Source organism: Microbacterium schleiferi, assembly GCF_020781975.1.
GTDB lineage: Bacteria > Actinomycetota > Actinomycetes > Actinomycetales > Microbacteriaceae > Microbacterium.
The window spans coordinates 131,759-155,659 of sequence record NZ_JAJGNI010000003.1 but is presented as its reverse complement, the minus strand read 5'-3'; the positions used below and the strand labels follow the sequence as shown (position 1 = coordinate 155,659).

The window sequence follows — 23,901 nt, the reverse complement described above, 5'->3', positions numbered from 1 at the left end:
GTCAATCTCCTTCTACTCGCAGGACCGAAACGACCCGGTCCACGACGTCACTGTCAGCAAGGCGCTCGACCGTCTCGCTGAGATCCTGTTCCAATGCCTTGTGGGTACCGATCACGAGGCGGGCAACGCCCGTCGGGTCGGCGGCGACGCGCGCGAGCGGGTCGGCTGACGCGTCAGCCACCGACTGCTCGACAGTCGCGATCGAGACGCGGCCCTCGCTGAGGATGCCGGCCACTGTCGCCAGAACACCGGGCTCGTCGGTGACCTCGAGGGTGATCTGATACTGGGTAGTCACGTGCCCAATCGGCAGGATCGGCAGGTTCGCGCGGGTCGACTCGCCGACACCCACGCCGCCGGCAATGTGGCGGCGCGCTGCCGAGACAACGTCGCCGAGCACCGCGGATGCCGTCTGCACGCCGCCCGCTCCGGCACCGTAGAACATCAGGTTCCCGGCGGCCTCGGCCTGCACGAAGACCGCGTTGTTCGCACCGTGGACGCTCGCGAGCGGGTGCTCGCGAGGCACGAGGGCCGGGTAGACGCGCACCGAGATGGCGTCCCCGGAGCCGTTCGCGACCCGCTCACAGACGGCGAGGAGCTTGATGACGTACCCCGCCTTGCGCGCGGCATCCATCATCGGCTTGTCGATCGCGGTGATGCCCTCGCGGTGAACCGCCTCCAGCGGCACCGACGTGTGGAAGGCGAGGCTCGCGAGGATCGCGGCCTTCTGCGCGGCGTCGTAACCCTCGACATCCGCCGTCGGATCAGCCTCGGCGTACCCGAGCGCCTGCGCCTGCGCGAGGACCTCACCGAAATCGGCGCCCTCGGTGTCCATCCGGTCGAGGATGTAGTTGGTCGTGCCGTTGACGATGCCCATGATGCGCTGCACCCGGTCGCCGGCGAGCGAATCGCGCAGGGGCCGGATGATGGGAATCGCGCCCGCCGCTGCAGCCTCGTAGTAGACCTGCGCGCCGACCTGGTCGGCGGCCTCGAAGATCTCCGGGCCGTGCGTGGCAAGCAGCGCCTTGTTGGCGGTCACGACATCTGCGCCCGAACCGATTGCCTGCAGCAGGTTCGTGCGGGCAGGCTCGATCCCGCCCATCAGTTCGATGACGATGTCGGCACCGAGGATGAGGGTCTCGGCATCCGTCGTGAACAACTCGCGCGGCAGGTCGGCGTCGCGCGGCGCATCAGGATTGCGCACGGCGATGCCCACGAGTTCGAGGCGGGCTCCGGCGCGGTCTGCCAGTTCGTCGGCGTGCTGACGCAGCAGCGCGGCGACCTGGGAGCCGACGGCCCCGGCGCCCAGCAGCGCGACGCGGAGGCGGCGATAGTCGGTCATGCCGTCCTTTCGGTCGGGAGGATGCCGGCGTCACGCGCCAGCAGGTCATCGATGGTCTCACCGCGCACGATCACGCGGGAGCGTCCGGCACAAACCGCCACGACGGCTGGACGCGGGAGGTAGTTGTAGTTGCTGGCCAGCGAAAAGCAATACGCGCCGGTGGCGGGGACGGCCAGGAGGTCCCCGGGCGCCACATCGGCGGGGAGGTATTCGGCATCCACGACGATGTCACCGGACTCGCAGTGTTTGCCGACGACGCGGACCAGCTGGGGCGCCGCGTCGCTGACCCGGGACGCCAGGCGCGCGCTGTACTGAGCGCCGTAGAGCGCCGGCCTCGCGTTGTCGCTCATTCCGCCGTCCACGCTCACGTACAGACGCTCGAGCCCGTCCTCGAGAGCGACTGCCTTGGTCGTCCCGACGGTGTAGAGGGTGACCCCCGCCTGCCCGACGATCGCGCGGCCCGGTTCGAAGGCGAGATTCGGCATCCGGATGCCGCGCGCGGCGCACTCGGCGGCCACGGCGTCGGCGATCCCGTCGGCGAGAACCTCGATCGTCGTGGGGGCATCGGCACGGGTGTAGGCGATGCCAAAGCCGCCGCCGAGGTTCAGGACCCGGAGGTCTTCGGCTGCATCCGTACCACCCTGCAGATCTGCGTAAAGCCCCACGATGCGGGCTGCCGACTCGGCGAAACCGGCGGTACCGAAGATCTGTGAACCGATGTGGCAGTGCAGACCGATCAGCCGCAGCCCGGCGATCTCACGCACCCGCGCCGCCGCCAGAGCTGCGTCGGCGAGAGTGAACCCGAACTTCTGGTCCTCGTGCGCTGTGGCAAGGAAGTCGTGGGTTTCGGCGTGGACACCGCTATTGACACGAATGAGCACGGGTTGCACGACGCCGGCAGCTTCCGCGACGGCAGCGAGACGCTCGATCTCCTGGAAGCTGTCGACGACGATCGAGCCGACACGGACAGCGACCGCCTGCTCGAGCTCGGCGACACTCTTGTTGTTGCCGTGCACCCCGATCCGGGCCGGGTCGGCACCTGCTGCCACGGCGACGGCGAGTTCACCACCGCTGGCGACGTCGACAGCGAGGCCGGCATCGGTGACCCAGCGCACCACCTCTGTGCTCAAGAACGCCTTCCCGGCGTAATAGACCCGCGCCGCTACCCCGTGACGCGCCGCAGCGGACGAGAACGCCTCACGAGCACGCAATGCATGAGCGCGCACCTCGCTCTCGTCCAGTACATAGAGCGGCGTGCCGTAGTCCCGGGCAAGCGCTGACGCCCTCACTCCCCCGACGACCAGTTCGCCGCTGGCATCGCGCGCGGCATCCGTCGGCCACACGCCATCGACCAGGTCGTTGGGGTCCGACGGCACGTCCAGCCACGCCGGCACGGGCGGGGCGGAAGTCGGGTGGGCGGACACGCAGAAGCCAATCAGTGAAGTCTTCGGCGCCGAACGAGCGGCGCGAGCAGGTCTCGGGCGGTCAGCGCACGCGCCGAGACACTCCGGTCAGTCTAGGGCACCGGGTATCCTCGCCCGGGAATCCGCTGGCTGCACGCTCAGGCCTGCGCACCGTGTTCCGGCGGGGGGCCGAGACGGCTCCGCCACTGCCGCCTCACGCCGTCGGCCACGAAAGCCGCGTCCACGCTGTGGCGCGACAGCTCCCGGATCATGGACTCGTCGAATCCGAGGTGCTCACGCAGCACCGTGACCTCGCCCGAGAGCAGGGAGCCGGTCTGACGAGGATTGTCGTCGCCGAGGACGACGCGCGCCCCGGCGCGGGCGAACCGCGCCGCCGGGTGCTCCGCCATCGACGACACCGCACCCGTGTAGACGTTGGAGGTCGGACAGACTTCGATGGCGATGTCACGCTCGACGAACCAGCGGATGAGATCCGGCTCCTGCGCAATGCGCGCGCCATGGCCGATCCGCGTGGCGCCCAAGAGCTCCACCGCCTGCTGAGCTGCATGCCCGGGTGCCGCCTCCGCGGCGTGGCATGTGATGCCCAGTCCCGCGCTGCGCGCTATCGCGAACGCATCGCGATAGCGCTCGAGGTCGGGGAAGAGCAGTTCGTCTCCCGCAAGGTCGAACCCGACCACACCGCTTCCCGCAGCGCGGGCCGCGGAGCGTGCCACCGCCTCATTCACCTCGGTCGGGTCACTGCGCAAGGCCGCGACGACGACCCCGGCAGAGATCCCGGTGTCAGCCGTGCCGGCCGCGATGCCCGTGCACATCGCCCCGATGACGGCGTCGAGCTCCGACAGCGTCGACGCATGCGAGGCGGGGCCGAATCGCAGCTCGAGGTGATCCTCACCGTCGGCCGCGGCGTCCTCGACGGCCTCCCGCGTGATCCGCTCGAGCAGGTCGAGGCGCGAGAAGAACGGAAACGTCGCGACGACCTTCACGAGGTAGGTGGTGAGATCTGCGGGGCCGTCCAGCTGCAGCGCCGCCACCCAGTCGCGCTCGGCATCCGGCATCCCGAGTTCTCGCGCGACCTGCGCCGCCGTGCTCGGCCGCACCCGCCCTTCCAGGTGGGAATGCAGATTGATCAGAAGAGGCGTGGCGACCATCACGCGCTCTGCTGGAGCGAGATGGTGCCGGCTTCGGACAGGACGACGCTCTTGGCGAAGAGCACCACCGCGCCGCGGTAGGAGACACGCTGCGTGAGGATCAGCGCGCTCGTGTCGGGATCGACGCCGAGCGCATCGGCGCGGTGATCGCCGAGGACGCCCACCGAGACATCGCAGGCACTGGAGACCTGGGACGGGCCCACCGACGAGAGGAGCCGAGTCAGCGCCGACGCCCCGGGCATGCTGTCGCTCGCCGGGTCTGCGAACGCGGACGACACCGACGCGGGAACCGCCTCGAATGCCAGCGCGATCGCCCGCCCACCTCGCCGGAGCACGGATTCCCATGTCCAGACGGCAGCGCACGCGTCGAGCCCGAGAGCCCACGAGAGCAGATCGGAAGCCTGCTGCATCTCGTGGCTGAGGCGATCCACGGTGACGGGGCCGGCAGGATCGCCGAGCAGGAACTCCAATCCGCGCACGCGCTCCAGACCGACGCGCGGAAGGGCGTGGCTGACGAACCGACCGACGCCGCGCCTCGTCGAGATCAAGCGGTCCTCCTCGAGCAGGAGCATCGCCTCTCGCACAACCGGCCGACTGACGCCGAGCGACGCACAGAACTCGGCGTCGCTGGGCAGCACGGACCCCAGAGCGTAGGTCCCGTTGCGAATAGCCCGGGAGATGCTGTTGTAGACCGCGACCCGAAGGGGCTGCCCGACGGTCAGAGTCAAGGGCTCGAGGGTCATGGAGCCTTCTCTCGTGGCTAGGGTCGTAGCGGTCATCACGGTGTCCCCGCCCCGGATCGCGGGTTCACGCGAGGACGCGGAGCATCGTCTGGAAGAACAGGTCCTCGTCGATCTCCTCGATCACCCGCGCGTTCGGCTCGCGGCCGGACCGGCGGACCGAGTCCACAAGGCAGTAGCCCGTTGCGACGCCGCTCGCGGTCTCGACGTCCACATAGTAGTCGCTCGCCTTGGTGACGATCCCGGGCTCCACGGCGATCGCGGCGGCGATGGAGTCGGGGTGGGTGCTTCCGTCCATGCCATGCGCTTTCTTGTTGTACGCGAGCGTGCCACGATTCGCGCGCACGAAGAACCGGGAGGCTGGCGTGTCGAGCGCTTCGATCTGCGACAGCTTCCCGAGGTCGAACACCCCCTGACGCATCACCAGATCCCACGGCACGAGCGTGGTGCGAAAACCTGCTCGCAGCACGAGCGCCGCCGCCTCGGGATCGTGGAAGAAGTTCGCCTCGGCGGCCGCAGTGATGTTCCCCGCCGCGTTGTTGGTGCCGCCCATGATGATCAGCTCCTTCACGTTCCCCGCGAAGGACCGATCGGCCGCGGCTGCCAGGGCGAGGTTGGTCAGCGGCGCCTGAGCGATGATCGTGAACTCACCGGGGTTCGCCGCGACGAGGCGAAGGAGCGCGACCACGGCGTTCTCGCTCTCGGGGCGTTGGTGGGCGCGGGGGAAACCCGCACCGCCGAAGCCGTCGGCACCATGGACGTACGACGAGTCGTCGAATGGCGCCAGCAGCGGTAGCCGGGCTCCTTCGTACACGGGGACCTGCCCCGCGCGCCCTGCCACCTCGATCGTGTAGAGGGCGTTCTCGACCATCTGGTCGAACGCGACATTGCCGTAGTTGATCGTCACCGCCTCGAGGCTCGCACCCGGATGGCGCAGGCCGATCAGGAGCGCGAAGGCGTCGTCCTGGGCGGTGTCGGTGTCGATGATCATTCGCAGGGTCATGGGATCTCTCCTCAGAAGGGGCAACGCCGACGGGGCCCGCGCTGGGAGCGCGGACCCCGCATGTGGTCAGGAACCGAGGTCGGCGAGTTCGGGGAACTCCGCGTACACCTCGTCGAGCAGGCTCAGGTCGAACAGGTCCTCCGCCGAGACATCGATTCCCGCTGCGGCCAGACTCGCGAGCGTGCGCTCCTGGAGCTCCGGGGAGATCGTCAAGAGCCCATGTGCGACGGTGTCGGCCGAGACGATGAGGGCGTTCTGCTCCTGTGCGCCGGCCCGGACGGCGACCGGGTCGAGGTCGAGGGCCGTGCCGAACACGTCGGTCACGAGCCGGACCGTCTCATCGACGTCTCCCACAGCATCCGCCCAGCCCTGGATCTCTGCTCGAAGGAACGACTTCAACGTCTCGCGGTTGTCCGCGACGGACTGGTCGGTCGCCGTGATCGTCTTGGCGACGAACGGGAGCCCGTTCGTCGCGAAGGGCAGCGTGGTCGTCGCGATCCCCTGCGCCTCCAGGACGAGCGGCTCATTCGTGAGGTAGGCGATGAATCCGTCGACCTCATTGTTCACGAGGGGGGCGGGATCGAACTGGACGGGGACGACGGTGACCTCTGCCGCATCGATGCCGTTCGCCGCGAGCAGCGCCGCGAACAGCGCGGCGTTGCCGTCCTGCACGCCGATCCGCTTGCCGATCATGTCTTCGGGCGAGGTGATGTCGGCACCATCTGCCAGGGAGAGCACCGCGAAAGGGTTCTGCTGGAAGACCGCGCCGAGGATCTTCAGCGGCGCCTGCTCACGGGCGACCGCCGCTCCGACGGTCGCTGCATCGCTGAAGGCCACATCCGCGGTTCCGCTGATGAGCTCGGGAACCCCGGCCGAAGGACCCGGCACCAGTTGGACGGGCCCGAGGCCCGCCTCCTCGTAGTAGCCGTACGTTTCGGCGAAGTACTCCCCGGCGAACTCTTCGTTGAAGATCCAGCTGAGTTGCGCTGTCAACGCAACGGTGTCCGAGGAGGCGGCAGGGGTGCCTGACGCGTCCGAGGGAGCTGACGAGCACGCCGCGAGGGCGAGCGCGGCGGCGAGGACTGCTGCAGGACCGGCGGCGCGGCGAGCGCGGCGGGAGGCTGGTGCGGTGGTCATTGAACGGGCTCCGGGATCGAGGGTGCCGGCACGGATGCGCCGGTTCCCCCGACGGTACGGAGCGCGCGTTTCGTCGCAGCATCCGCCAGGTTTCCATCTGATTTCAGATATCAGTTGTCAGACATCTGTTTAAAGGAAGACACGCGAGATCGCCACTCCCCCTCAGGAACAAGAGCCGGTCTTCGACGCGCCGTCGAGCATCAGCCCGTCGATGTCGAAGGTCGCGACCAGTTCGTCATCCGTGACTGAGGCGTCTGTCAGCGTCGCCGCGGCCGGCAGGTACTGCGCGACGCAGATCTGCCAGTCCTGCAGAATCGGGTCGGCGAGAGACCCGAACTGGTCGCGCACCCCGTCGGCGGTGACTGCCAGTCCACTGACCTGCAAACTGTCGGGTCGAAGCACGAGTTCGCCGGCCTCGGCGCTCGGCACCAGCGACAGCGAAATCGGGATGCCGAACCCGAACAACGACAGCTCGGTTCCGACGACGATCGCGGGGTCTTCCAGCGTGAGCTCGACGATGTCGATCTGCGCGACGCTGTCGGTGAGGGCTGCGACCTGGGCCTGGTCGAGGGTCACCGTGGCTACTCCCGCACCCACGGTATAGGGCGCCGTCGTGCTCACCCCCTGCAGGGCGACGTCGACATCGGCCGTCGTCGGACCGAGCGGAACGTCATCGGAGGAGAGCCGGAGATCATCGAGACTGCCGGTGAGCAGCTGCAGGGTGAGCGGCCCCGCGATCGACACATCGACGGGTTGGTCGGTGGGCAGGTCCAGACTCGTCCGCACCTGGCTCGCAATGCCCGCCTCGATGGTCGATCGCACGACGGTCTCCACGATGACGACGACCACCACCGCGATGACGATGAGCGCCGCCGCGACCCCGACGATCCACGGCCACACCCGGCGGCGCTTCTTCGGCTCCTCGGGAACCGCGAGCACCCACCCCGCGCGCAGGTCCGGCAGCGGGTCGGTCGGGTGTTCGGCATCCGTCATCGGTTACATCCGTTCCGGGGCTCCAACGCCCAGCAGCGTCAGTCCGTTGCGCAGCACCTGACCGGTGGCGTCATTGAGCCACAGCCGCGTCTGGTGCACCGGCTCGATCGGGTCATCGCCGAGCGGGATTACCCGGCAGTTGTCGTACCACCGGTGGTAGAGGCCCGCGAGCTCTTCGAGATAGCGGGCGATGCGGTGAGGCTCGCGCACCTCGGCGGCGAACGCGACAGTGCGGGGAAACTCCTGCAGGGCGCCCAGCAGAGCCGACTCGGTCTCGTGCGTGAGGGTCTCGGGCGCGAACACGCTGCGGTCAACGCCTGCTGCAGCGGCATTGCGGCCCACGTTGTGCGTGCGGGCGTGTGCGTACTGCACGTAGAACACCGGGTTATCGTTCGTGCGCTTCTGCAGGATGTCGAGGTCGATGTCGAGGTTCGAATCCGTGGAACTGCGCGTGAGCGCGTAGCGGGCGGCATCCACCCCGACGGCCTCGACGAGGTCTTCGAGGGTCACAACCGTCCCGGCGCGCTTGGACATGCGCACGGGCTGGCCCTCGCGCAGCAGGTTCACCATCTGGCCGATGAGGATCTGCAGGTTGACATACGGCTCGTCGCCGAACGCCGCGCACATCGCCATGAGGCGCTTGACGTAGCCGTGGTGGTCGGCTCCGAGCATGATGATGCAGCGGTTGAAACCGCGTTCGCGCTTGTCGAGGTAGTAGGCGAGGTCACCCGAGATGTAGGCGGGCTGACCGTCGCTCTTGATGACAACGCGATCTTTATCGTCACCGAAGTCGGTCGATCGCAGCCAGGTCGCGCCATCCGCCTCGTAGATATGGCCGAGCTCGCGCAGCCGCGCCACGGCCCGGGTGACCGCACCGGATGCGTGCAGGTCGTTCTCGTGGAAGTACACGTCGAAGTCGACGCCGAACTCGTGCAGGCTCTGCTTGATCTCGTCGAACATGAACCCGACACCGAGCTCGCGGAACGCCTCTTGCTTGGCGTCGGCATCCAGGGCGTCGAGGTCACCGTCGTAGGCATCCGTGACGCGCGCCGCGATGTCGGCGATATAGGCCCCGCCGTACCCGTCTTCGGGAGCCGGCCGCCCCTCCGCCGCGGCGACGAGGCTGCGCGCGAACCGGTCGATCTGGGCGCCGTGGTCGTTGAAGTAGTACTCCCGCGTCACGTTCGCGCCCTGCGAGGCAAGGATGCGGGCGAGGGCGTCTCCAACGGCAGCCCATCGGGTGCCGCCGATGTGGATCGGACCCGTCGGGTTCGCCGAGACGAACTCGAGGTTGATGACCTGGTCACCGAGCGCCGTCGACGTACCGAACGCAGCGCCCGCGTCGACGATCGTTTTGGCGAGGGAACCGGCGGCCGCGGCATCCAGTCGGATGTTGATGAACCCGGGGCCCGCCACCTCGACGCTCGCGACGCCGTCGACCTGCGAGAGCCCCGCGGCGATCTCGGCCGCGAACTCGCGCGGGTTCACGCCGAGGCTCTTGGCGAGCTTGAGCGCGGCGTTGGAGGCCCAGTCGCCGTGGTCGCGGTTCTTGGGTCGCTCGAGCGGGAGGTCTGCGACTGTGAGATCGGATGCCGCGCCGTCGCGTCGAGCCTCGGCAAGAGGCGTGATCACGGCGAGGAGTGCGGCGGAGAGTGCGTCGGGGTTCATGGCCGATCCAGTCTAGGCGCGCACTGCCCCTCCCCTGCCGCGGCGGCCCGGCGCCCCCGCTCGTGGCCCGGCCCGCCGCCCTCATTCCGCAATCCTCAGCCGCGAGAATCCGATCCGGCGCCGAGAATCCGCTCGGGAACTGCGGTCAGAGGCGCCCAATCGAATTCTCAGCGCGTTGGTGGGATGTTCGCCGCTCAGGCCAGCTGCACGAGCGAAGCGAAGTCGTCGGATGCTGCGTGGTCGGGGACGGATGCCTCGGGTGCTGCATCCGTGTCGGGCGAGGAGATTCGGGCGTCCACGCGCATCCGATCGAGGCTCAGGTTTCCGCCGTGGTAGCTGAGGAAAGCGCAGTCCGCGGCATCCCGCCCGGTCGCGATGCGTACGAGGGAGCGCCGGTCGGCGAGCCGGGTCGCATCGATGACGTACCAGGCGCCATCGAGGAAGGCCTCGGCCACGGCGTGGAAGTCCATCGGCTCCAGCCCCGGCGCGTAACAAGCGGTGTAGCGGGCGGGCACATCCATGGCGCGCAGCAGGGCGATGACCAGGTGAGCGTAGTCACGGCACACGCCTTGACCCGTCATCAGGGTCGTGACTGCGGAGTCGGTGCCAAGGCTCAGTCCCGGCGTGTAGGTCACGGTTTCGGACACGAACTCCGACACCGCGAGCAAGAGGTCTTCGCCGTTGATACCGCGGAACTGACGCCGGGCCTGCGAGAACACCTCGTCTGACTGCGCGTACCGGCTCGGCCGCAGGTAGGTGATCGCCTCGAGATCGCTCGTGGGACGAGATGTCACCTGCTCGTCGACGACGGCGTCGTAGCGAACCTCGAGCACTCCCGGCTCGCCGCAGAAGCGGTGCAGGCGGCTTCCGGTCTGGTCGATGATCTCGATCGGTGTGTAGACCCGATCCCCCTGCGAGAACGTGAGGTTTTCGCTCAGGACAGGTGCATGCTGGGCGACGGCGATCTGGAAAATGAGGTCGATGGATGCCCGGAGTTCCAGGTCCAGTTCGGCGGTCACGATGCGATGCACCGGAGTATCCTCGCACGCCGCGAGGACCTGCGGATGACGCGTCCTGATGCCCCGTGTTCGGGGTGATCAGGGCGGGCCCGGCGCGCGATGGTAATCTCGATCGGTACGCCTCCGTAGCTCAGGGGATAGAGCGTTGGTTTCCGGTACCAAAGGTCGCAGGTTCGATTCCTGTCGGGGGCACGTTACGGCGAGAGGATCGTCCCGAAGGGGCGGTCCTCTTGCCGTATCTACACCACCCCTCAGGCGGGCCCCTGCCGCCGGAGGCTCCGCGGGCCGCGCAGCGGCGCGTGGAGTGGCGGTAGGGCGCGGGGGCACGTTACGGCGAGAGGATCGTCCCGAAGGGGCGGTCCTCTCGCCGTATCTACACCACCCCTCAGGCGGGCCCCTGCCGCCGGAGGCTCCGCCGGCCGCGTCCGCACACACCACTTCCGCTGCGGCGCTCGCCCCGATAGCCTGCCCCCAACTGCACTCGGGGAGAGATGGTGGCGAATCTATTCAGCAGGCACGCGCACGACGTCTTCGAGACGGGGTTCTACAGCGAAGACTTCGACTTCGAGGTGCGAATCCAGCTCGGACAGGCTCCCTACGGCGGCGCGGATGTCGGCGAGGTGCTGCGGACCATCGCCGACGTGAAGGATGGTGACCACGAGGGCTGGCACCAAGCCTGGAGCGCACTCGGCGAACGCCTCGCCGGTCAGGCCGCGGCCTCAGCGGATGCCGGGCATCGCACCAGCGCCGCGGCGGCTTACCTTCGCGCAGCAAACGCCTACGCCCCCGCCGTGAACGCGGCGGCGTCCCTGGGCGACACCGACAAGCTGCAGCACACCTTCCGCGCCCACCGGGCCGCATGGGACGCGTTTGTCGACCGCGCGCCATACCGCGCCGAACGCATCGCGATCCCGTACGAAGACACGACGATGCCGGGCTACTTGTTCACGGCGAGCACGGACGGCGAAAAGGCACCGACCCTCATCCTCGTCAACGGCAGCGACGGATCGATCAGCAGCATGTGGGCAACCGGAGGTCTCGGCGGCCTCCAGCGCGGCTACAACGTGCTCATGTTCGACGGCCCCGGTCAGCAGTCGATGCTGTTCGACAAGGACATCCCGTTCCGCTACGACTGGGAGGCTGTCATCACACCGGTCGTCGACGTGCTCGTTGCTCGGGATGACGTGGATGCCGACCGTATCGTGGCCTACGGCATCAGCCAGGCCGGGTACTGGCTCCCCCGCGCCCTGGCGTTCGAACACCGGATCGCGGCAGCGGTGGCTGACCCCGGAGTCGTCGACGTGTCTCAGTCGTGGCGCGCCGGCATCCCGAAGTCCGAGATGGAGCTCGTCGAGAAGGGCGAGAAGGAGAAGTTCGATCGCGGGATGGAGATGGCGTTGCGCTACTCGAAGTCGGTCTCGCGCCTGTGGAACTTCCGCGCGAAGCCGTTCCGGAAGGACAGTCCGTACGACACGATGGTCGAGATGCTGCGCTACCGGCTCGAGCCAGACGATGCCGCGAAGATCACGACGCCGCTCCTGATCACCTCTCCCGAGAAGGAACAGTTCTGGCCGGGCCAGTCCGAGCAACTCGCTGCGATGGTGCCGGATGCCACGCTTCAGCCCTTCACGGCAGACGAAGGCGCCGACTACCACTGTCAGCCGCTGGCGCGCCTCCTCACCGACGAGCGGATGTTCGACTGGCTCGACACCCGGCTCGGGCGCTGAAGCCCCGCGCGGCCGCGTCCTGGCCGAACTCGCGCCAGCGAACACCAACTCGCCTGAACGAACACCAACTCGCGTGAACGAACACCAACTCGCGTGAACGATCAGACGAGAAAGAACCCGTCGAACAGGCCCGGATTGTGGGCGTGGACGAGGACGGCGAAGACCACCGCGTCGAAGAGCAGATGCACGGTGACGACGTACGCGAGTGAGCGGGTGACGAGGAAGATGTAGCCCTGGAGGAGGGCGAACGGGATCGTCAGGAGCGGGCCCCACGCCTGGTAGCCGAGCTCCCACAGGAACGAGACGAACACGATTGCCTGAAGCAGGTTCGCGGTGATCGGATGCATGTGCCGGAGCAGCAGGACAAAGACCGTGCAGATGAAGAAGAGCTCATCCCAGATGCCCACGGCACCCACGCCGACGAACAGCCGGGCGATGAGGTCGGGAGTGTCAACCACCGGCCAGTTCAGGTACACACCCGAGGTGATGAAGTAAAACGGCAGGATGAGCCACCCGAGCACGAGCACGCCCACAAGCCACGCCCACTGAAACCACGTCCAGCGCCCGCCACCTCGCCACGGGAATCCGATCGCCCGATCTCGGTAGACGAACCGTGAGACGAGATACGGAACTGCCACCGCTCCCCCGAGTGCCACCGCGAAACGCACGATGGCGAGGTTGTCGAGCTCGGCCTTGAGCGGGATGGCACTGACGATCAGCATCCCCATCGCAATGAGCGAGAGATCCCGAACGATCGAGGGCTCGCGAGACACGGCCCGGGCCGTATCCGACCGCTCCCCCGCCCGTGTGGTCAGGCGGACCGTAGCGGGCGCGAACCGCTCCACCAGGACCGCCGCGATCAGGCCCGCAGCCAGGAGCGTCCACCCGAGCCACGGGATCAGCGCGACGAAGAACGCTGGAGCTGCCAGTACGACCAGCGAGGCCGGAAGGACGCGCCACGAGAGCGCAGGAAGCCTATGCGGGGCACTGTGCGCGGCATCCGCGTGGCTGCTCACGCAGACCGCCGGTAGGTGAGGTCACGGATCTCGCGCCCGGCACGAGTGCCCTTGCGCTCGAAAGCCGTGAGCACGCGCCCGTCGAAGCGGGGCGCCCACTCGCCGTCGAAGGCGCGAGTGAAGCCCGGCGCAGCGTCCAGCACCGTAACCATCTGGTCGGCGTAGTCCTGCCAGTCCGTGGCGAGTCGAAGAACGCCATCCGCACGCAGAACGGACGCCGCGAGCGCCGCGAACTCGGCGGTCACCAGCCGCCTCTTGACGTGCTTCTTCTTGTGCCAGGGGTCAGGGAAGAAGATCCACAGTTCGTCGACGGATGCTGAAGGCAACAGATGCTCGAGAACCTCGGGAGCGTTGCCCTCCACGAGTCGGAGGTTCTCGAGGTTCGCCCGGTCGGCATCGAGCATGGTGCGCGCGAGGCCGGCGCGGAAGACCTCAACAGCAAGGAAGTTCGCTTCCGGCCGGGCCGTTGCCGCGTGTACGATCGCGTGCCCCTGGCCCGACCCGATCTCGACGATCAGTGGCGCCGTCCGTCCCCACACCGTCGCCGGGTCGATTGTCGATTCGGCCCGGATGCTCGTTGAGGCAGCATCCCGTTCGACGGGGATGAGCATGCGCGGACTGACCTCGTTCCAGGCCCGCTGTTGCGCCTCCGACATCCGGCCGCTTCGGCGGACGAACGAGACCGGTTTCAGACGAAATCCCGTCGGGGCCTCATGGGGAGATGTCACAGCAGGCGCCCGACCGGTCACGGATACCCGATGGTCCACAGCAGGAACACCGCCACCACCTGCAGACCGAGACAGCCCAGCAGGAGCCATTGCCTGCGATGCTGCGTCGATGAGAAGCGCTCGTCGCCGAGCAGCGGTGAGAGCGGCATCATGAGGCGGAAAGTCGACTGCTGCGGCAGGAAGACGCCGAAGAGGTAGAGGCCGTAGCTAGCCGCGTACGCGACGATCACCAGGCCCAGCTTGCGCGTCGGCTTGGAGAAGATCCACCAGGCGAACGCCGCCATGATCGCCAGTACGACGAGGATGCCGAACACGTTGAGGTACGTGCCGAAGAACCGGAACCACGGCGTCAACGGCACGAAGTCGCCGGTACCGACGAGGGGAATCCACCAGGCGGTCTCGGTGCGAACGTAGGCGTGCGGAATGCCGGTGACGGCATCGGCGATGTAGGTCCACGACAGACCCGCCGACGCGATCGCTATCCCGCTCGCAGCAAGGCTGAGGCGCTGGGTCCAGGGGAATGGATCGGTGCGGTGCTGCATCCACCGCACCAGGAATACGATGCCAAGGCCCAGCGCAAGAGCGAGGACGCCGGGGCGGGTATAGGCGGCGAGCACACCCACGGGCAGGATGAGGAGGTACTGGCGCTTGATCGCGAGGAGCAGGGCTGTGAAAACGAGCAGCAGGAAGAGCGACTCGGCGTACGCGAGCACGTAGACGAAGGAGAGCGGGGCGAACGTGAACAGCACGATGCCCCACCAGGATGCCTGCGGCGTGGTCACGCGCCTCAGCAGGAGGAAGAGCACGAGGGTCGCGCCGAGGCTTGCCGCGATGCTCACGATGACCCCGATGATTCCCTCGTTCACGCCGGTGAGGTCAGAACCCACCCGCTCGAGAAACGGCAGGACCGGGAGGAACGCCCAGTCGTTGGTCTGGACGATCCCCTCCTCCATCGGAAGCCGGATCGGATAGCCGGTGCGTGCGATGTTGAGGTAATGGTCGGCATCCCACCCCGTGAGGAACGTGAGAAAGCTGCGCACGTGGATGCCGAACGGACCGAATCCCAGGTCGGCGAGGCGCGAGATCTCGAAGAACATCCACAGCAGCCCGAAGTTCACTGCGCGGCCGATCGCCCAGATTCCGACGACCTTTGTCAGCGTCCCCGATGCGATCGGTTCAACGCCGACGCGCGGCGAGGTCAGGTCGGCAAGCCATGCACCGAGAGCGCGAGGAACGCCTCGCCATCTCCGGGAGGAGGGGGCTCTCCGAGGGGAGAGCGCGACATCCTGTCGAGAGGTGGGAACCACTGGTGACCTTTCGCGCACACAAAAGGAGGCGAGAACCCCTTCTTCTTAGTATGCCAGCACCGAGCTGGGAACCTCGTGCCGCTCCATTCACCTGTCGTGCGGCGTGCCCTACTGCGGTTCTGTGACGTAATCGATCAGCTCTTCCACGCGGCCGAGCAAGCTGGGTTCGAGGTCCCGGTAGCTGTCGACCGCACCGAGGATCCGACGCCAGGCACGCGCCAGGTCCGCGGGGGTATCGCTCGGCCAACCGAGGGCGCGGCACGTCCCGACCTTGATGTCGACGCCGCGTGGGACGGTCGGCCACGCGCGAAGCCCGAGCGACCCGGGCCTGACGCATTGCCAGACGTCGATCTCGGGATGGCCGACGATGAGAACGCTCTTGCCATGCCGTCCGCGGGTGATCTCTGCGGCAATGCGCGCCTCTTTCGAGCCCGGAACGAGGTGATCGACAAGGATGCCGTACCGGCGGCTCGCCGATGGGGGCTCCTCATCGAGCATGGCGGCGAGGCGGTCGATTCCTTCGAGGTACTCGACCACAACACCCTCGGCACGCAGGTCATCTCCCCAGACCTTTTCCACCAGCTCCGCGTCATGGCGACCCTCGACGAGGATGCGGCTTGCCCGGGCGACGCGCGCCCGCTGTTGGGGAGCCGCGAACGAACCGGATGCCGTGCGCTGGGGTTGCCGCGATGCAGCGGGCCGGTGAGCGACGAGCACGACGTGCGAGCCGTCCAGGAGGAATCCGGGTCCCAGCGGAAATCTGCGTCGCATCCCGAAGCGGTCCTCGAGCTCCACGGTCGCGGCATCCGCCCGGGTCACCGCGCCACAGAATCCGTCTGCCTGCACCTCGATGACAAGACCCCGCTCTGCCGGCACGCTCGCACTCTCGGAGCGCCCGTGGCCGCGCCAGCCGTTTGCGAGCACGTCAGTTCCATAGCGATCATCCACCACCGCACCTGCCTTCCGGGCACTCACCCTACGACGCACGCTGTGAGGATCCGGTGCGCCCCGCGGAGCGCTTCCGCACGGGCGCACGGGATCAATAGGATCGAAGGGCGCAGGCTGTGGCGCGCCAGGAGGGAAATCGATGCCGACTCGGTGGTCGTTCGGGGCGGTCGCGAGCGCGCTCACTATCGCGCTCGCGGCGCCGCTCAGCGCCGCGGCACCCGCGTTCGCGACCGACCCGGTCACGCTCGACTCTGCGTACGTGCTCGACGAGGTCGATGCGCTCAGCACGTCAGATGAGGCAGCGGCCAACGCCCGGCTGGCAGATCTTTACGCGTCGACCGGGGTTGATCTCTATGCCGTATTCGTCGACGACTTCACCAATCCGTCCGACAGGAACGAGTGGGCTGATGCCGTTGCGTATGACAACGGGCTCGGGCAAAGCCAGTACCTTCTCGCGGTTGCCACCGACTCCCGGCAGTTCACCATCTCAGCTGACTCGTCGGGTCCTCTGAGCGAAGACCAACTGCTGGCAATCGAGGCGGATCTCAAGCCCTTCCTCAGCTCCGGTGACTACCTCGGGGCGATCACAACGGCAGCCGATAGCTTTGAGACAGCGCTCACCGGCGGATCCGGGGGCGGCGGTTTCTTCGCGGTCGTGTTGCTCGTGGTCGTGGTTGCCGCCCTTGCTGGCCTGGTCTTGTGGATCGTCATCCGTTCGCGGCGAAAGCGAAAAGCTGGTCCGCAGGCGGTGAGTCTCGATGAGCTCGCACGGCGCGCCGCATCAGCACTCGTCGCAACCGACGACGCCATCACAACCAGCACCCAGGAACTCGGGTTCGCTCGCGCGCAGTTCGGCGACGCTGCAGCTGCCGAGTTCGAGAAGACCCTCGCTGCTGCACGAACAAGCCTCACGGAGGCGTTCTCACTGCAGCAGCGCCTCGACGATGCCGAACCCGACACTGAGGCTCAGATCCGCGAGTGGAACCTCACGATTCTCGACCTGTGCAAGAAGGCGAACGCAGCGCTCGATGAGAAGGCCGCGGAATTCGAAGCACTGCGCGAGCTGGAGCGCACCGCTCCGCAAGCGCTCGAGCGCGTTGCCCAGGACCGCGAAGAAGCCTCAGCCGGCATAGCCGGCGCTGAACGCGCGCTCTCTGACCTCGAGGCATCGTTTCACCCGGACGCCATTGCGACCGTTGCTGACAACCCCGAGCAGGTCCGCGAGCGCATCGCCTTCGCTGACACTGCGCTCTCCAAAGCCCGGCAGGACCTCGCTGCCGGCAAGACAGCAGAGGCAGCGGTCGCGATTCGCGGCGCCGAGGATGCTATAGCCCAAGCACTGCAGCTGGAGCACGCGATCGACACGCTGGCACGGGACCTTCGGCAGGCTGCAACGACCGCGCAGAGCGTCATCGCCGGGCTCGAGGCCGACATCGCTACCGCGCGCGCACTTCCCGATCCCGATGGGCGTCTGGCCAGCGTGGCTGCCAGCACGACGCAACAGGTCGCGTCGGCCCGCGCTCTCTTGGATGCCTCCCAGCAGCGCCCGCTCGCGGCGTTGCACGCACTCCAGGAGGCGGACCGGCAGATTGACGAGGTGCTGCAAGCAGCGCGGGATGCTCAGGCCCAGGCGCTGCGAGCCCAGCAAGCGCTCGCGCAGATCACGGCGCAGGCAGGTGCTCAGATCTCCGCTGCAGACGACTTCATCGCTGCCCGGCGCGGCGCGGTCGGCGCACAGGCCCGGACGAGGCTGGCCGAGGCGCGCGCGAGCCTGGCCACCGCGCAGCAGGTCCAGGTTTCCGATCCGGCGCAGGCCATCCCGCACGCGCAGCGCGCCGAGCAGCTCGCGGCGCAGGCGATCCAGGCCGCGCAGCGCGATGTGGGGGCCTTCGACGTCGGCGGGTACGGCGGCTCCCGCAGCGGTGGATCGAACGGCATGATGGGCGCGGTCCTCGGCGGCATCGTGCTCAATTCGATCCTCTCCGGCGGCGGCGGTTCGCGGCGCGGTGGATTCGGCGGCGCCATGGGCGGCGGATTCGGCGGGCGTTCCGGCCGCGGCGGATTCGGCGGGGGTTCCGGCCGCGGCGGATTCGGCGGCGGATCCCGCGGCGGTGGGTTCGGCGGCGGGGGATCCCGGGGCCGCCGCGGCGGAGGCCGCTTCTAGGCACGATCATCACCACTCACATCCAGACGAAAGGACACACCGATGGCAAAGCAGTCCATCTTCGGACGCATCTCCACCCTCGTGAAGGCGAACATCAACGCGATGCTCGACCAGGCCGAGGACCCGCAGAAGATGCTCGATCAGCTGGTGCGCGACTACACCAACAACATTGCGGACGCCGAGGCTGCAATCGCTGAGACGATCGGCAACCTGCGCCTGCTCGAGCGCGACCACCAGGAAGACCTGCAGTCAGCGTCTGACTGGGGCAACAAGGCGCTTGCCGCGAGCCGCAAGGCCGATGAGTTCCGCGCGGCGGGCGATTCCGTGGATGCTGACAAGTTCGACAATCTCGCCAAGGTTGCCCTCCAGCGCCAGATCGCAGCCGAGAACTCGGCGAAGGCAGCAGCACCGCAGATCGCGTCGCAGACCGAGGTCGTGAACAAGCTCAAGGACGGCCTTAACGGCATGAAGCAGAAGCTCGAGCAGCTCAAGGCCAAGTCCGCCGAGCTGGTCGCGCGTCAGAAGACCGCCGAGGCTCAGACGAAGGTGGTCGATGCCGTCAAGTCGATCGACGTCCTCGACCCGACGAGCGAGCTCGGCCGCTTCGAAGAGAAGGTACGCCGCCAGGAAGCTATCGCGCAGGGCAAGACCGAACTTGCCGCCTCGAGCCTGGACGCCCAGTTCGAGAGCCTCGAGGACCTTGGCGAACTCACGGAGGTCGAAGCTCGTCTGGCCGCCCTGAAGTCCGGCGGCGCCGCGAAGCCCGCCATCGAAGGCTGATCGAACTCGCCGATGGCTCACTTCGTCATCGCCCCGCAGTGGCAGGGCTCCGGGTCGGCTCGCGCGATGCAGCTGATCGACGGCGCCGAAGCCATCGCGGGCGACCTCCCGGCTTCGGCCTGCACCCGCTTGGAGGTGCCGGTCGAAGCCGGTGAAAGTCTGGACACGGGCATCCGTCGCGCCAGCTCACTCGGACGCATCCGCGACCTGGTTCGGGATGCCGTAGCCGCTAGATCGGAACCGGTGGTGGTGATCGGCGGGGACTGCGGGGTGTCCCTCGGTGCACTGGAGGCCGTCGCCGCCGAGGATGTTGCGGTCGTCTGGCTCGATGCGCACGCCGATCTGAACACCCCGGAGTCCTCACCCAGCGGAGCGTTTTGCGGCATGGTGCTGCGCGCAGCTCTCGGAGACGGAGCGGATCGGCTCCGACTTGCCCGCGGCATCCTGACGCCCGATCGGCTCGTGTTGGCCGGCACTCGGGAACTGGACGACGCCGAGCAGCAGTACATCGATGAACACAGCATTCGCCGGGTGCTGCCCGGGGACCTGGTGGATCCCGAGGCGCTGGTCGCCGCTGTGGCCGACACCGGCGCGTCACGGGTCTACGTTCACATCGACCTCGACGTCCTCGATCCCTCCGTCATGACAGGGGTGTCCTTGCCCGTTCCGTTCGGGCCGACTGCCAGCGAGGTCATCGCCGCCGTCCGAGCCCTGCGTGACCGCTTCCCCCTCGCGGGGGCGACGATCGCAGAGTTCTCTCCCGCGTCTGCGGATGCCGCGATCGAGGACATGCCGACGATCCTGCGCCTGGTCGGGGCCGTGGCGTGACCCCGATTCCAACCCCGCCACCGGGGTGGGAGGCTAGCGCGGAGCGAGCCGTCGCGCGAGGTCGGATGCTGGATCGCTGGCTTCCGCTGCTGGACTCCTCGGTTTCGCGCGCCGGCGCCGTCGTCGGAACCGCCATCGGCTTCGTCTGGGGGTTCCTGTGGAGCACCGGCAGGGTGCGGCAGCATCGAGGCGCCGACGACACGGTGCTGTATGTCTTTTCCGGCATGCCCTCGTGGACGTTCCCGCGTGGCGGCGTTTGCGTCGGCGCCTGCTACCTCACTGCCGACAACGACGGCCCGCGCGTGCTGCGGCATGAGCTCGTCCACGCCAGGCAATGGCGGCGGTATGGGATGCTCATGCCGCTGCTCTACCAGCTCGCCGGCCGTAACCCGCTGCGCAACCGGTTCGAGATCGAGGCGGGCCTCGCGGACGGCAACTACATCCCGCGGCAGCGGCCGAAGAGAGCCGTCAGTCGATGAGCACCTCGTCCAGCGCGACGAGTTCGTCATCGCTCATGCCGTGGGCGCGCAGGTAGTCTCGCGGCGATCCGTACGCGGCGTCCAAGCTCGCGAGGAGCCTCGACATCGCCGCCGCCGGCGACTTCGTCGCCAGTTCCTCGAGGTTGACTGACTCCGGGTGGAACTGCCGGATGCGTGCGACCACGTCGCGGTTGCGCGAGGGCGGCAAGAGCGCCTCCGTCCGCGCATAGTCGGCGACTACGGCGTCCCGGTCGACCCCGGCGGCTGCCAACGTGATGGCCACGGTGACTCCCGTGCGGTCTTTGCCGACCGTGCAGTGCACCAGGACCGGCTGATCGGCGAGAACGCCACGAACGACCTCGACCACACGGGCCGCGGAGTCCTCCACGAGGCGGCGATACATCTCCGTGAGCGGAACGTCCTCGACGAAGAACGAGGCCACCGAACCCAGAAACAGCGGAACCCGCTGGACCACGAGTTCGCGGTCATCGAATCGGCTGGGCGCGCCGGCGACTTCGGCGTCGTCGCGAAGGTCGATGACGCGACGGATGCCGAGACCCGAGAAAGCACGGATGCCGTCCTCATCGAGCCGCGCGAGGTTCCCCGACCGGTACAGCACACCCGCCCGCGTCCGCGAGACGCCGGCCGGCAGACCACCGGTGTCCCGGAAGTTGATTGCGCCGGAGATGTCGAGTGTGCTCACGTTCCTCGACCCTATCCCGGGCAGAGTGACCTGCGGCTGCGCGCACCCGGTCGTCGCCGCCGCCAGAGCGGGGCCACAATAGTGTCATTGCCCAAGCCACGCCCAAGCAGCCGAGGACGGACAGCGATGACCACGCCCGACGATGAGTTCCGGTTTCTGGCCACTGACGCTCGCAGCGTCGGAGTGGCAGGCGATCTCCCACCGGTCGAGCGCATTTCCCTCGCTCTCGACGACGGACGCACCCTGAGCGCCCTCCGCTTCGGTGACACACCGCCAGTGGTCACCTTTGTCCACGGCGCGGGCCTCAACGCCCACACCTGGGACTCGACGATCCTGGCGCTGGGTCTGCCCGCCCTCGCGATCGACCTCCCCGGCCACGGCGATTCGTCCTGGCGGCCTGACGCCGCCTATGCCGCGGCGAACCTCGCTCCGGATGTGGCAACGGGCATCCGGGCGTGGACGTCGGCGCCACAGCTCGTCGTCGGACACTCGCTGGGAGGTCTGACCGGTGCTGCGCTGGCGGCATCCGTTCCCGAGCTCGTGACGCAACTGATCATGATCGACATCACCCCGGGCATCGATCCCAACGCAGAGGCTGCGCAGATCCGGGCGTTCTTCGCGGGACCGACCGACTGGGCCAGCCGCGACGAGTTGGTTGATCGCGCACTGGCCTTCGGCCTCGGTGGGGGTACCCGCGAGAAGGCCGAACGCGGGGTGTACCTGAACTCGCGAGTACGCGAAGACGGACGCGTCGAATGGAAGCACCACTTCGCTCACCTGGCGTCGGCCCTCGCGGCAGCGCCCGAGCTTGCCGCCCAGGTCGACGCGCAGCAGGATGCGCTCTCCGAGATCCTGTCGGCGACGGGATGGAACGATATCGCCGCCGTGACAGCGCCGCTGTCGCTGATCCGCGCCGAACAAGGCTTCGTGACGAGCGAAGATGCGGCGGAGTTCGCGAGGCGCCGGCCCGATGCCGTCGTCGTCACCCTCCCCACGGGTCACAACGTGCAGGAAGAGGCTCCGCTTGCACTCGCTCAAACCATCACGGAGCTGCGCGGCGCCGGGCAACGATGACGTCACGTTCGCCTCTCGATGAGGGGAACACAGCAACCGGACCCTAGAGTTATCTACCGCAGATCCCCTTCGTGCTCCGCGTGCCCACCACCTTCGCAGCGGATGCCCCCCGGAAAGGACTCCCATGTTCCGCCGCACCGCTCTGGCCGCGTCGGCCTTGCTCGCCGCGAGCGCCCTCGTTCTGACAGCCTGCACCGGAAGCAGTGACCCCGCATCGACGGCGACGGGGGCTCCTGACCCTGACGCATCTGTCGCGATCCGGCTCGTTCTGGAACCGGGGAACCTCGACATCCGGCAGACCGCGGGCGCCGCGCTCGACCAGATCCTCATCGACAACGTCTACCAGGGGCTCGTCGGCCGCACCCCGGAGCAAGACATCGTCCCTGTTCTCGCCGAAGAGTACGACGTGTCGCCGGATGGGCTGACGTACACGTTTTCTCTGCGCGAGGGTGTGACCTTCGGCGACGGGCAGGAACTCACTCCGCAGGATGTCGTGTGGTCGCTCACCACTCGCCGCGACACCCCGGAATGGGCTGACTCGGCTCGCCTCGCAAACATTGCGTCGATCACCGCCGAGGGGCAGGACATCACGCTCACCCTCTCCGAACCCGACTCAAGCCTGCTGTGGAACCTGACCGGTCGTGCCGGGCTGATCCTCAAGGAGGGCGACACCGTCGAGTACGCCACCGCCGCCAACGGCACCGGCCCGTTCCTGCTCGACTCGTGGCGCCAGGGCGACTCGATCACGTTCGTCCGCAATGACGCGTACTGGGGCGAACCGGCAGCCACGGCAGAAGTGGTGTTCGACTACATCCCCGAAACGCAGGCTGCCCTGAACGCGGCACTGGCCGGCGAGGTCGACGTCGTCACGGGGTTCGACGCCAACTTCACCGAGCAGATCGAAGCAGACGGCGGTTTCGAGGTCGTGCTCGGGCAGTCGACCGACAAAGGCACGCTCGCGATGAACCAGTCCGCCGGCAGCCCGCTGGCAGATCAGCGCGTGCGGCAGGCGATCCGTCAGGCGATCGACCACTCTGCATTCACCGACGCATTCGGCGCGGGCCAGACTCTCTACGGCCCGATCCCGGAACTTGACCCCGGCTATGAGGACCTCTCCGACGTCGCACCGTACGACCCCGACGCCGCGCGGCAGCTACTCGCAGACGCAGGCGCCGAGGATCTCGATCTGACGCTCACGATCCCGTCCTTCTACCCGACGACGATCCCGCAGATACTCGTCTCCGACCTCAACGAGGTAGGTATCACCCTCACGGTGAACAGCGTCGACTTCCCGACCTGGATCAACGACGTCTACATCAACAAGGACTACGACCTCAGCTTCGTGTTGCACACCGAAGCCCGCGACTTCGAGAACTGGGCGAACCCCGACTACTACTTCACCTACGACAACCCCGAGGTGCAGGAGCTCTACCAGGAGTCGCTTGCCGCAACTGACGAGACCGAAGCTGCAGCCCTCCTGGCCGAGGCTGCCCGGATCGTTTCCGAAGACGCAGCCGCAGACTGGCTCTATAACGGCGCATCCATCGTCGCCGTCGGAACGAACGTCACCGGGATGCCCTCCATCAACGTCAACGAACGACTCAACCTCGCCAACCTCGCCAAGATCGCGGGCTGAGGCGAGACTGACGGGGTCATCGTGATGCGTCGGCCCGCGC

General features: G+C 67.8%; 21 protein-coding genes and 1 tRNA gene. 8 read left to right on the top strand and 14 right to left on the bottom strand.

Going from position 1 to position 23,901, the window contains the following annotated elements; translation table 11 throughout:
• Position 1: 1 nt before the first annotated feature.
• The 9 genes from LL236_RS04725 to LL236_RS04685 form a co-directional block, all read right to left on the bottom strand.
• Positions 2-1,339 carry a homoserine dehydrogenase gene (locus tag LL236_RS04725; protein WP_228177645.1) on the bottom strand — a complete coding sequence of 446 codons (1,338 nt, stop codon included), beginning with the start codon at positions 1,337-1,339 and terminating at the stop codon, positions 2-4.
• Complete coding sequence (lysA, locus tag LL236_RS04720; RefSeq protein ID WP_292727697.1) at positions 1,336-2,763, bottom strand: diaminopimelate decarboxylase; 1,428 nt, start codon at positions 2,761-2,763, stop codon at positions 1,336-1,338. Before lysA ends, LL236_RS04725 begins: the two co-directional genes overlap by 4 nt.
• A 137-nt stretch (positions 2,764-2,900) precedes the next feature.
• Complete coding sequence (add, locus tag LL236_RS04715) at positions 2,901-3,911, bottom strand: adenosine deaminase (RefSeq protein ID WP_228177643.1); 1,011 nt, start codon at positions 3,909-3,911, stop codon at positions 2,901-2,903.
• Positions 3,911-4,654 carry a GntR family transcriptional regulator gene (locus LL236_RS04710; RefSeq protein WP_228177642.1) on the bottom strand — a complete coding sequence of 248 codons (744 nt, stop codon included), beginning with the start codon at positions 4,652-4,654 and terminating at the stop codon, positions 3,911-3,913. Before LL236_RS04710 ends, add begins: the two co-directional genes overlap by 1 nt.
• Before the next feature lie 64 nt (positions 4,655-4,718).
• On the bottom strand, positions 4,719-5,654 hold the full coding sequence (locus LL236_RS04705; protein WP_228177641.1) for a nucleoside hydrolase: 936 nt from the start codon (positions 5,652-5,654) through the stop codon (positions 4,719-4,721).
• Positions 5,655-5,720: 66 nt separating this feature from the next.
• The gene (locus tag LL236_RS04700) at positions 5,721-6,791 is read right to left on the bottom strand and encodes an ABC transporter substrate-binding protein (protein ID WP_228177640.1); all 1,071 of its coding nucleotides are present in this window, start codon (positions 6,789-6,791) and stop codon (positions 5,721-5,723) included.
• A gap of 162 nt (positions 6,792-6,953) precedes the next feature.
• Positions 6,954-7,784, bottom strand: a complete 831-nt coding sequence (locus tag LL236_RS04695) for an LmeA family phospholipid-binding protein (protein ID WP_228177639.1) — start codon at positions 7,782-7,784, stop codon at positions 6,954-6,956.
• A gap of 3 nt (positions 7,785-7,787) precedes the next feature.
• Positions 7,788-9,452, bottom strand: coding sequence for an arginine--tRNA ligase (gene argS, locus LL236_RS04690; RefSeq protein ID WP_228177638.1), 1,665 nt, complete (start codon positions 9,450-9,452; stop codon positions 7,788-7,790).
• 194 nt (positions 9,453-9,646) lie between these two features.
• Positions 9,647-10,483: a transglutaminase-like domain-containing protein gene (locus LL236_RS04685; protein ID WP_228177637.1), complete on the bottom strand. Its 837-nt coding sequence runs from the start codon at positions 10,481-10,483 to the stop codon at positions 9,647-9,649.
• A 107-nt stretch (positions 10,484-10,590) separates the two neighbouring features.
• Between LL236_RS04685 and LL236_RS04680 the strand changes: the two genes are divergently transcribed.
• Positions 10,591-10,663 (top strand) — tRNA-Arg (locus LL236_RS04680).
• 302 nt (positions 10,664-10,965) lie between these two features.
• Positions 10,966-12,198 (top strand): alpha/beta hydrolase family protein, encoded by a 1,233-nt coding sequence (locus LL236_RS04675; protein WP_228177636.1) that lies wholly within the window; start codon positions 10,966-10,968, stop codon positions 12,196-12,198.
• 101 nt (positions 12,199-12,299) lie between these two features.
• Here LL236_RS04675 and LL236_RS04670 read toward each other — a convergent pair whose 3' ends face one another.
• From LL236_RS04670 to LL236_RS04655, 4 genes are all read right to left on the bottom strand, one after another.
• Positions 12,300-13,214 carry a CPBP family intramembrane glutamic endopeptidase gene (locus LL236_RS04670; protein ID WP_374198005.1) on the bottom strand — a complete coding sequence of 305 codons (915 nt, stop codon included), beginning with the start codon at positions 13,212-13,214 and terminating at the stop codon, positions 12,300-12,302.
• Positions 13,211-13,870: a tRNA (guanosine(46)-N7)-methyltransferase TrmB gene (trmB, locus tag LL236_RS04665; protein ID WP_228177635.1), complete on the bottom strand. Its 660-nt coding sequence runs from the start codon at positions 13,868-13,870 to the stop codon at positions 13,211-13,213. Before trmB ends, LL236_RS04670 begins: the two co-directional genes overlap by 4 nt.
• 89 nt (positions 13,871-13,959) lie before the next feature.
• Positions 13,960-15,249 carry a mannosyltransferase family protein gene (locus LL236_RS04660; RefSeq protein WP_228177634.1) on the bottom strand — a complete coding sequence of 430 codons (1,290 nt, stop codon included), beginning with the start codon at positions 15,247-15,249 and terminating at the stop codon, positions 13,960-13,962.
• Between the two features lie 108 nt (positions 15,250-15,357).
• Positions 15,358-16,197, bottom strand: a complete 840-nt coding sequence (locus LL236_RS04655; protein ID WP_228177633.1) for a DUF3097 domain-containing protein — start codon at positions 16,195-16,197, stop codon at positions 15,358-15,360.
• A gap of 139 nt (positions 16,198-16,336) precedes the next feature.
• Between LL236_RS04655 and LL236_RS04650 the strand changes: the two genes are divergently transcribed.
• From LL236_RS04650 to LL236_RS04635, 4 genes are all read left to right on the top strand, one after another.
• Positions 16,337-18,361: a TPM domain-containing protein gene (locus tag LL236_RS04650; RefSeq protein ID WP_228177632.1), complete on the top strand. Its 2,025-nt coding sequence runs from the start codon at positions 16,337-16,339 to the stop codon at positions 18,359-18,361.
• 42 nt (positions 18,362-18,403) lie between these two features.
• Positions 18,404-19,141, top strand: a complete 738-nt coding sequence (locus tag LL236_RS04645) for a PspA/IM30 family protein (protein WP_228177631.1) — start codon at positions 18,404-18,406, stop codon at positions 19,139-19,141.
• Positions 19,142-19,153: 12 nt separating this feature from the next.
• Positions 19,154-19,969, top strand: coding sequence for an arginase family protein (locus tag LL236_RS04640; protein ID WP_228177630.1), 816 nt, complete (start codon positions 19,154-19,156; stop codon positions 19,967-19,969).
• Between the two features lie 65 nt (positions 19,970-20,034).
• Positions 20,035-20,448: a Fe-S oxidoreductase gene (locus tag LL236_RS04635; protein ID WP_228177629.1), complete on the top strand. Its 414-nt coding sequence runs from the start codon at positions 20,035-20,037 to the stop codon at positions 20,446-20,448.
• Here the strand turns inward: LL236_RS04635 and LL236_RS04630 are convergent.
• A complete protein-coding gene (locus tag LL236_RS04630) occupies positions 20,438-21,151 on the bottom strand; it encodes a tyrosine-protein phosphatase (RefSeq protein WP_228177628.1) in 714 nt (237 codons plus the stop codon). The two genes, LL236_RS04635 and LL236_RS04630, sit on opposite strands and share 11 nt — an antisense overlap.
• Positions 21,152-21,277: 126 nt before the next feature.
• Here LL236_RS04630 and LL236_RS04625 point away from each other — a divergent pair, with 126 nt between their 5' ends.
• The gene (locus tag LL236_RS04625) at positions 21,278-22,225 is read left to right on the top strand and encodes an alpha/beta fold hydrolase (protein WP_228177627.1); all 948 of its coding nucleotides are present in this window, start codon (positions 21,278-21,280) and stop codon (positions 22,223-22,225) included.
• 124 nt (positions 22,226-22,349) lie between these two features.
• Positions 22,350-23,861 (top strand): ABC transporter substrate-binding protein, encoded by a 1,512-nt coding sequence (locus tag LL236_RS04620; RefSeq protein ID WP_228177626.1) that lies wholly within the window; start codon positions 22,350-22,352, stop codon positions 23,859-23,861.
• Positions 23,862-23,901: the final 40 nt, after the last annotated feature.

Bases quoted from the DNA above. Each gene is read 5' to 3' on its own strand.
- LL236_RS04700 (WP_228177640.1), bottom strand. From the start codon at position 6,791: ATGACCACCGCACCAGCCTCCCGCCGCGCTCGCCGCGCCGCCGGTCCT.
- trmB (WP_228177635.1), bottom strand. From the start codon at position 13,870: ATGTCGGAGGCGCAACAGCGGGCCTGGAACGAGGTCAGTCCGCGCATG.
- LL236_RS04710 (WP_228177642.1), bottom strand. From the start codon at position 4,654: ATGACCCTCGAGCCCTTGACTCTGACCGTCGGGCAGCCCCTTCGGGTC.
- LL236_RS04725 (WP_228177645.1), bottom strand. From the start codon at position 1,339: ATGACCGACTATCGCCGCCTCCGCGTCGCGCTGCTGGGCGCCGGGGCC.
- argS (WP_228177638.1), bottom strand. From the start codon at position 9,452: ATGAACCCCGACGCACTCTCCGCCGCACTCCTCGCCGTGATCACGCCT.
- LL236_RS04620 (WP_228177626.1), top strand. From the start codon at position 22,350: ATGTTCCGCCGCACCGCTCTGGCCGCGTCGGCCTTGCTCGCCGCGAGC.
- LL236_RS04695 (WP_228177639.1), bottom strand. From the start codon at position 7,784: ATGACGGATGCCGAACACCCGACCGACCCGCTGCCGGACCTGCGCGCG.
- add (WP_228177643.1), bottom strand. From the start codon at position 3,911: ATGGTCGCCACGCCTCTTCTGATCAATCTGCATTCCCACCTGGAAGGG.
- LL236_RS04635 (WP_228177629.1), top strand. From the start codon at position 20,035: ATGCTGGATCGCTGGCTTCCGCTGCTGGACTCCTCGGTTTCGCGCGCC.
- LL236_RS04705 (WP_228177641.1), bottom strand. From the start codon at position 5,654: ATGACCCTGCGAATGATCATCGACACCGACACCGCCCAGGACGACGCC.
- LL236_RS04645 (WP_228177631.1), top strand. From the start codon at position 18,404: ATGGCAAAGCAGTCCATCTTCGGACGCATCTCCACCCTCGTGAAGGCG.
- LL236_RS04640 (WP_228177630.1), top strand. From the start codon at position 19,154: ATGGCTCACTTCGTCATCGCCCCGCAGTGGCAGGGCTCCGGGTCGGCT.
- LL236_RS04650 (WP_228177632.1), top strand. From the start codon at position 16,337: ATGCCGACTCGGTGGTCGTTCGGGGCGGTCGCGAGCGCGCTCACTATC.
- LL236_RS04625 (WP_228177627.1), top strand. From the start codon at position 21,278: ATGACCACGCCCGACGATGAGTTCCGGTTTCTGGCCACTGACGCTCGC.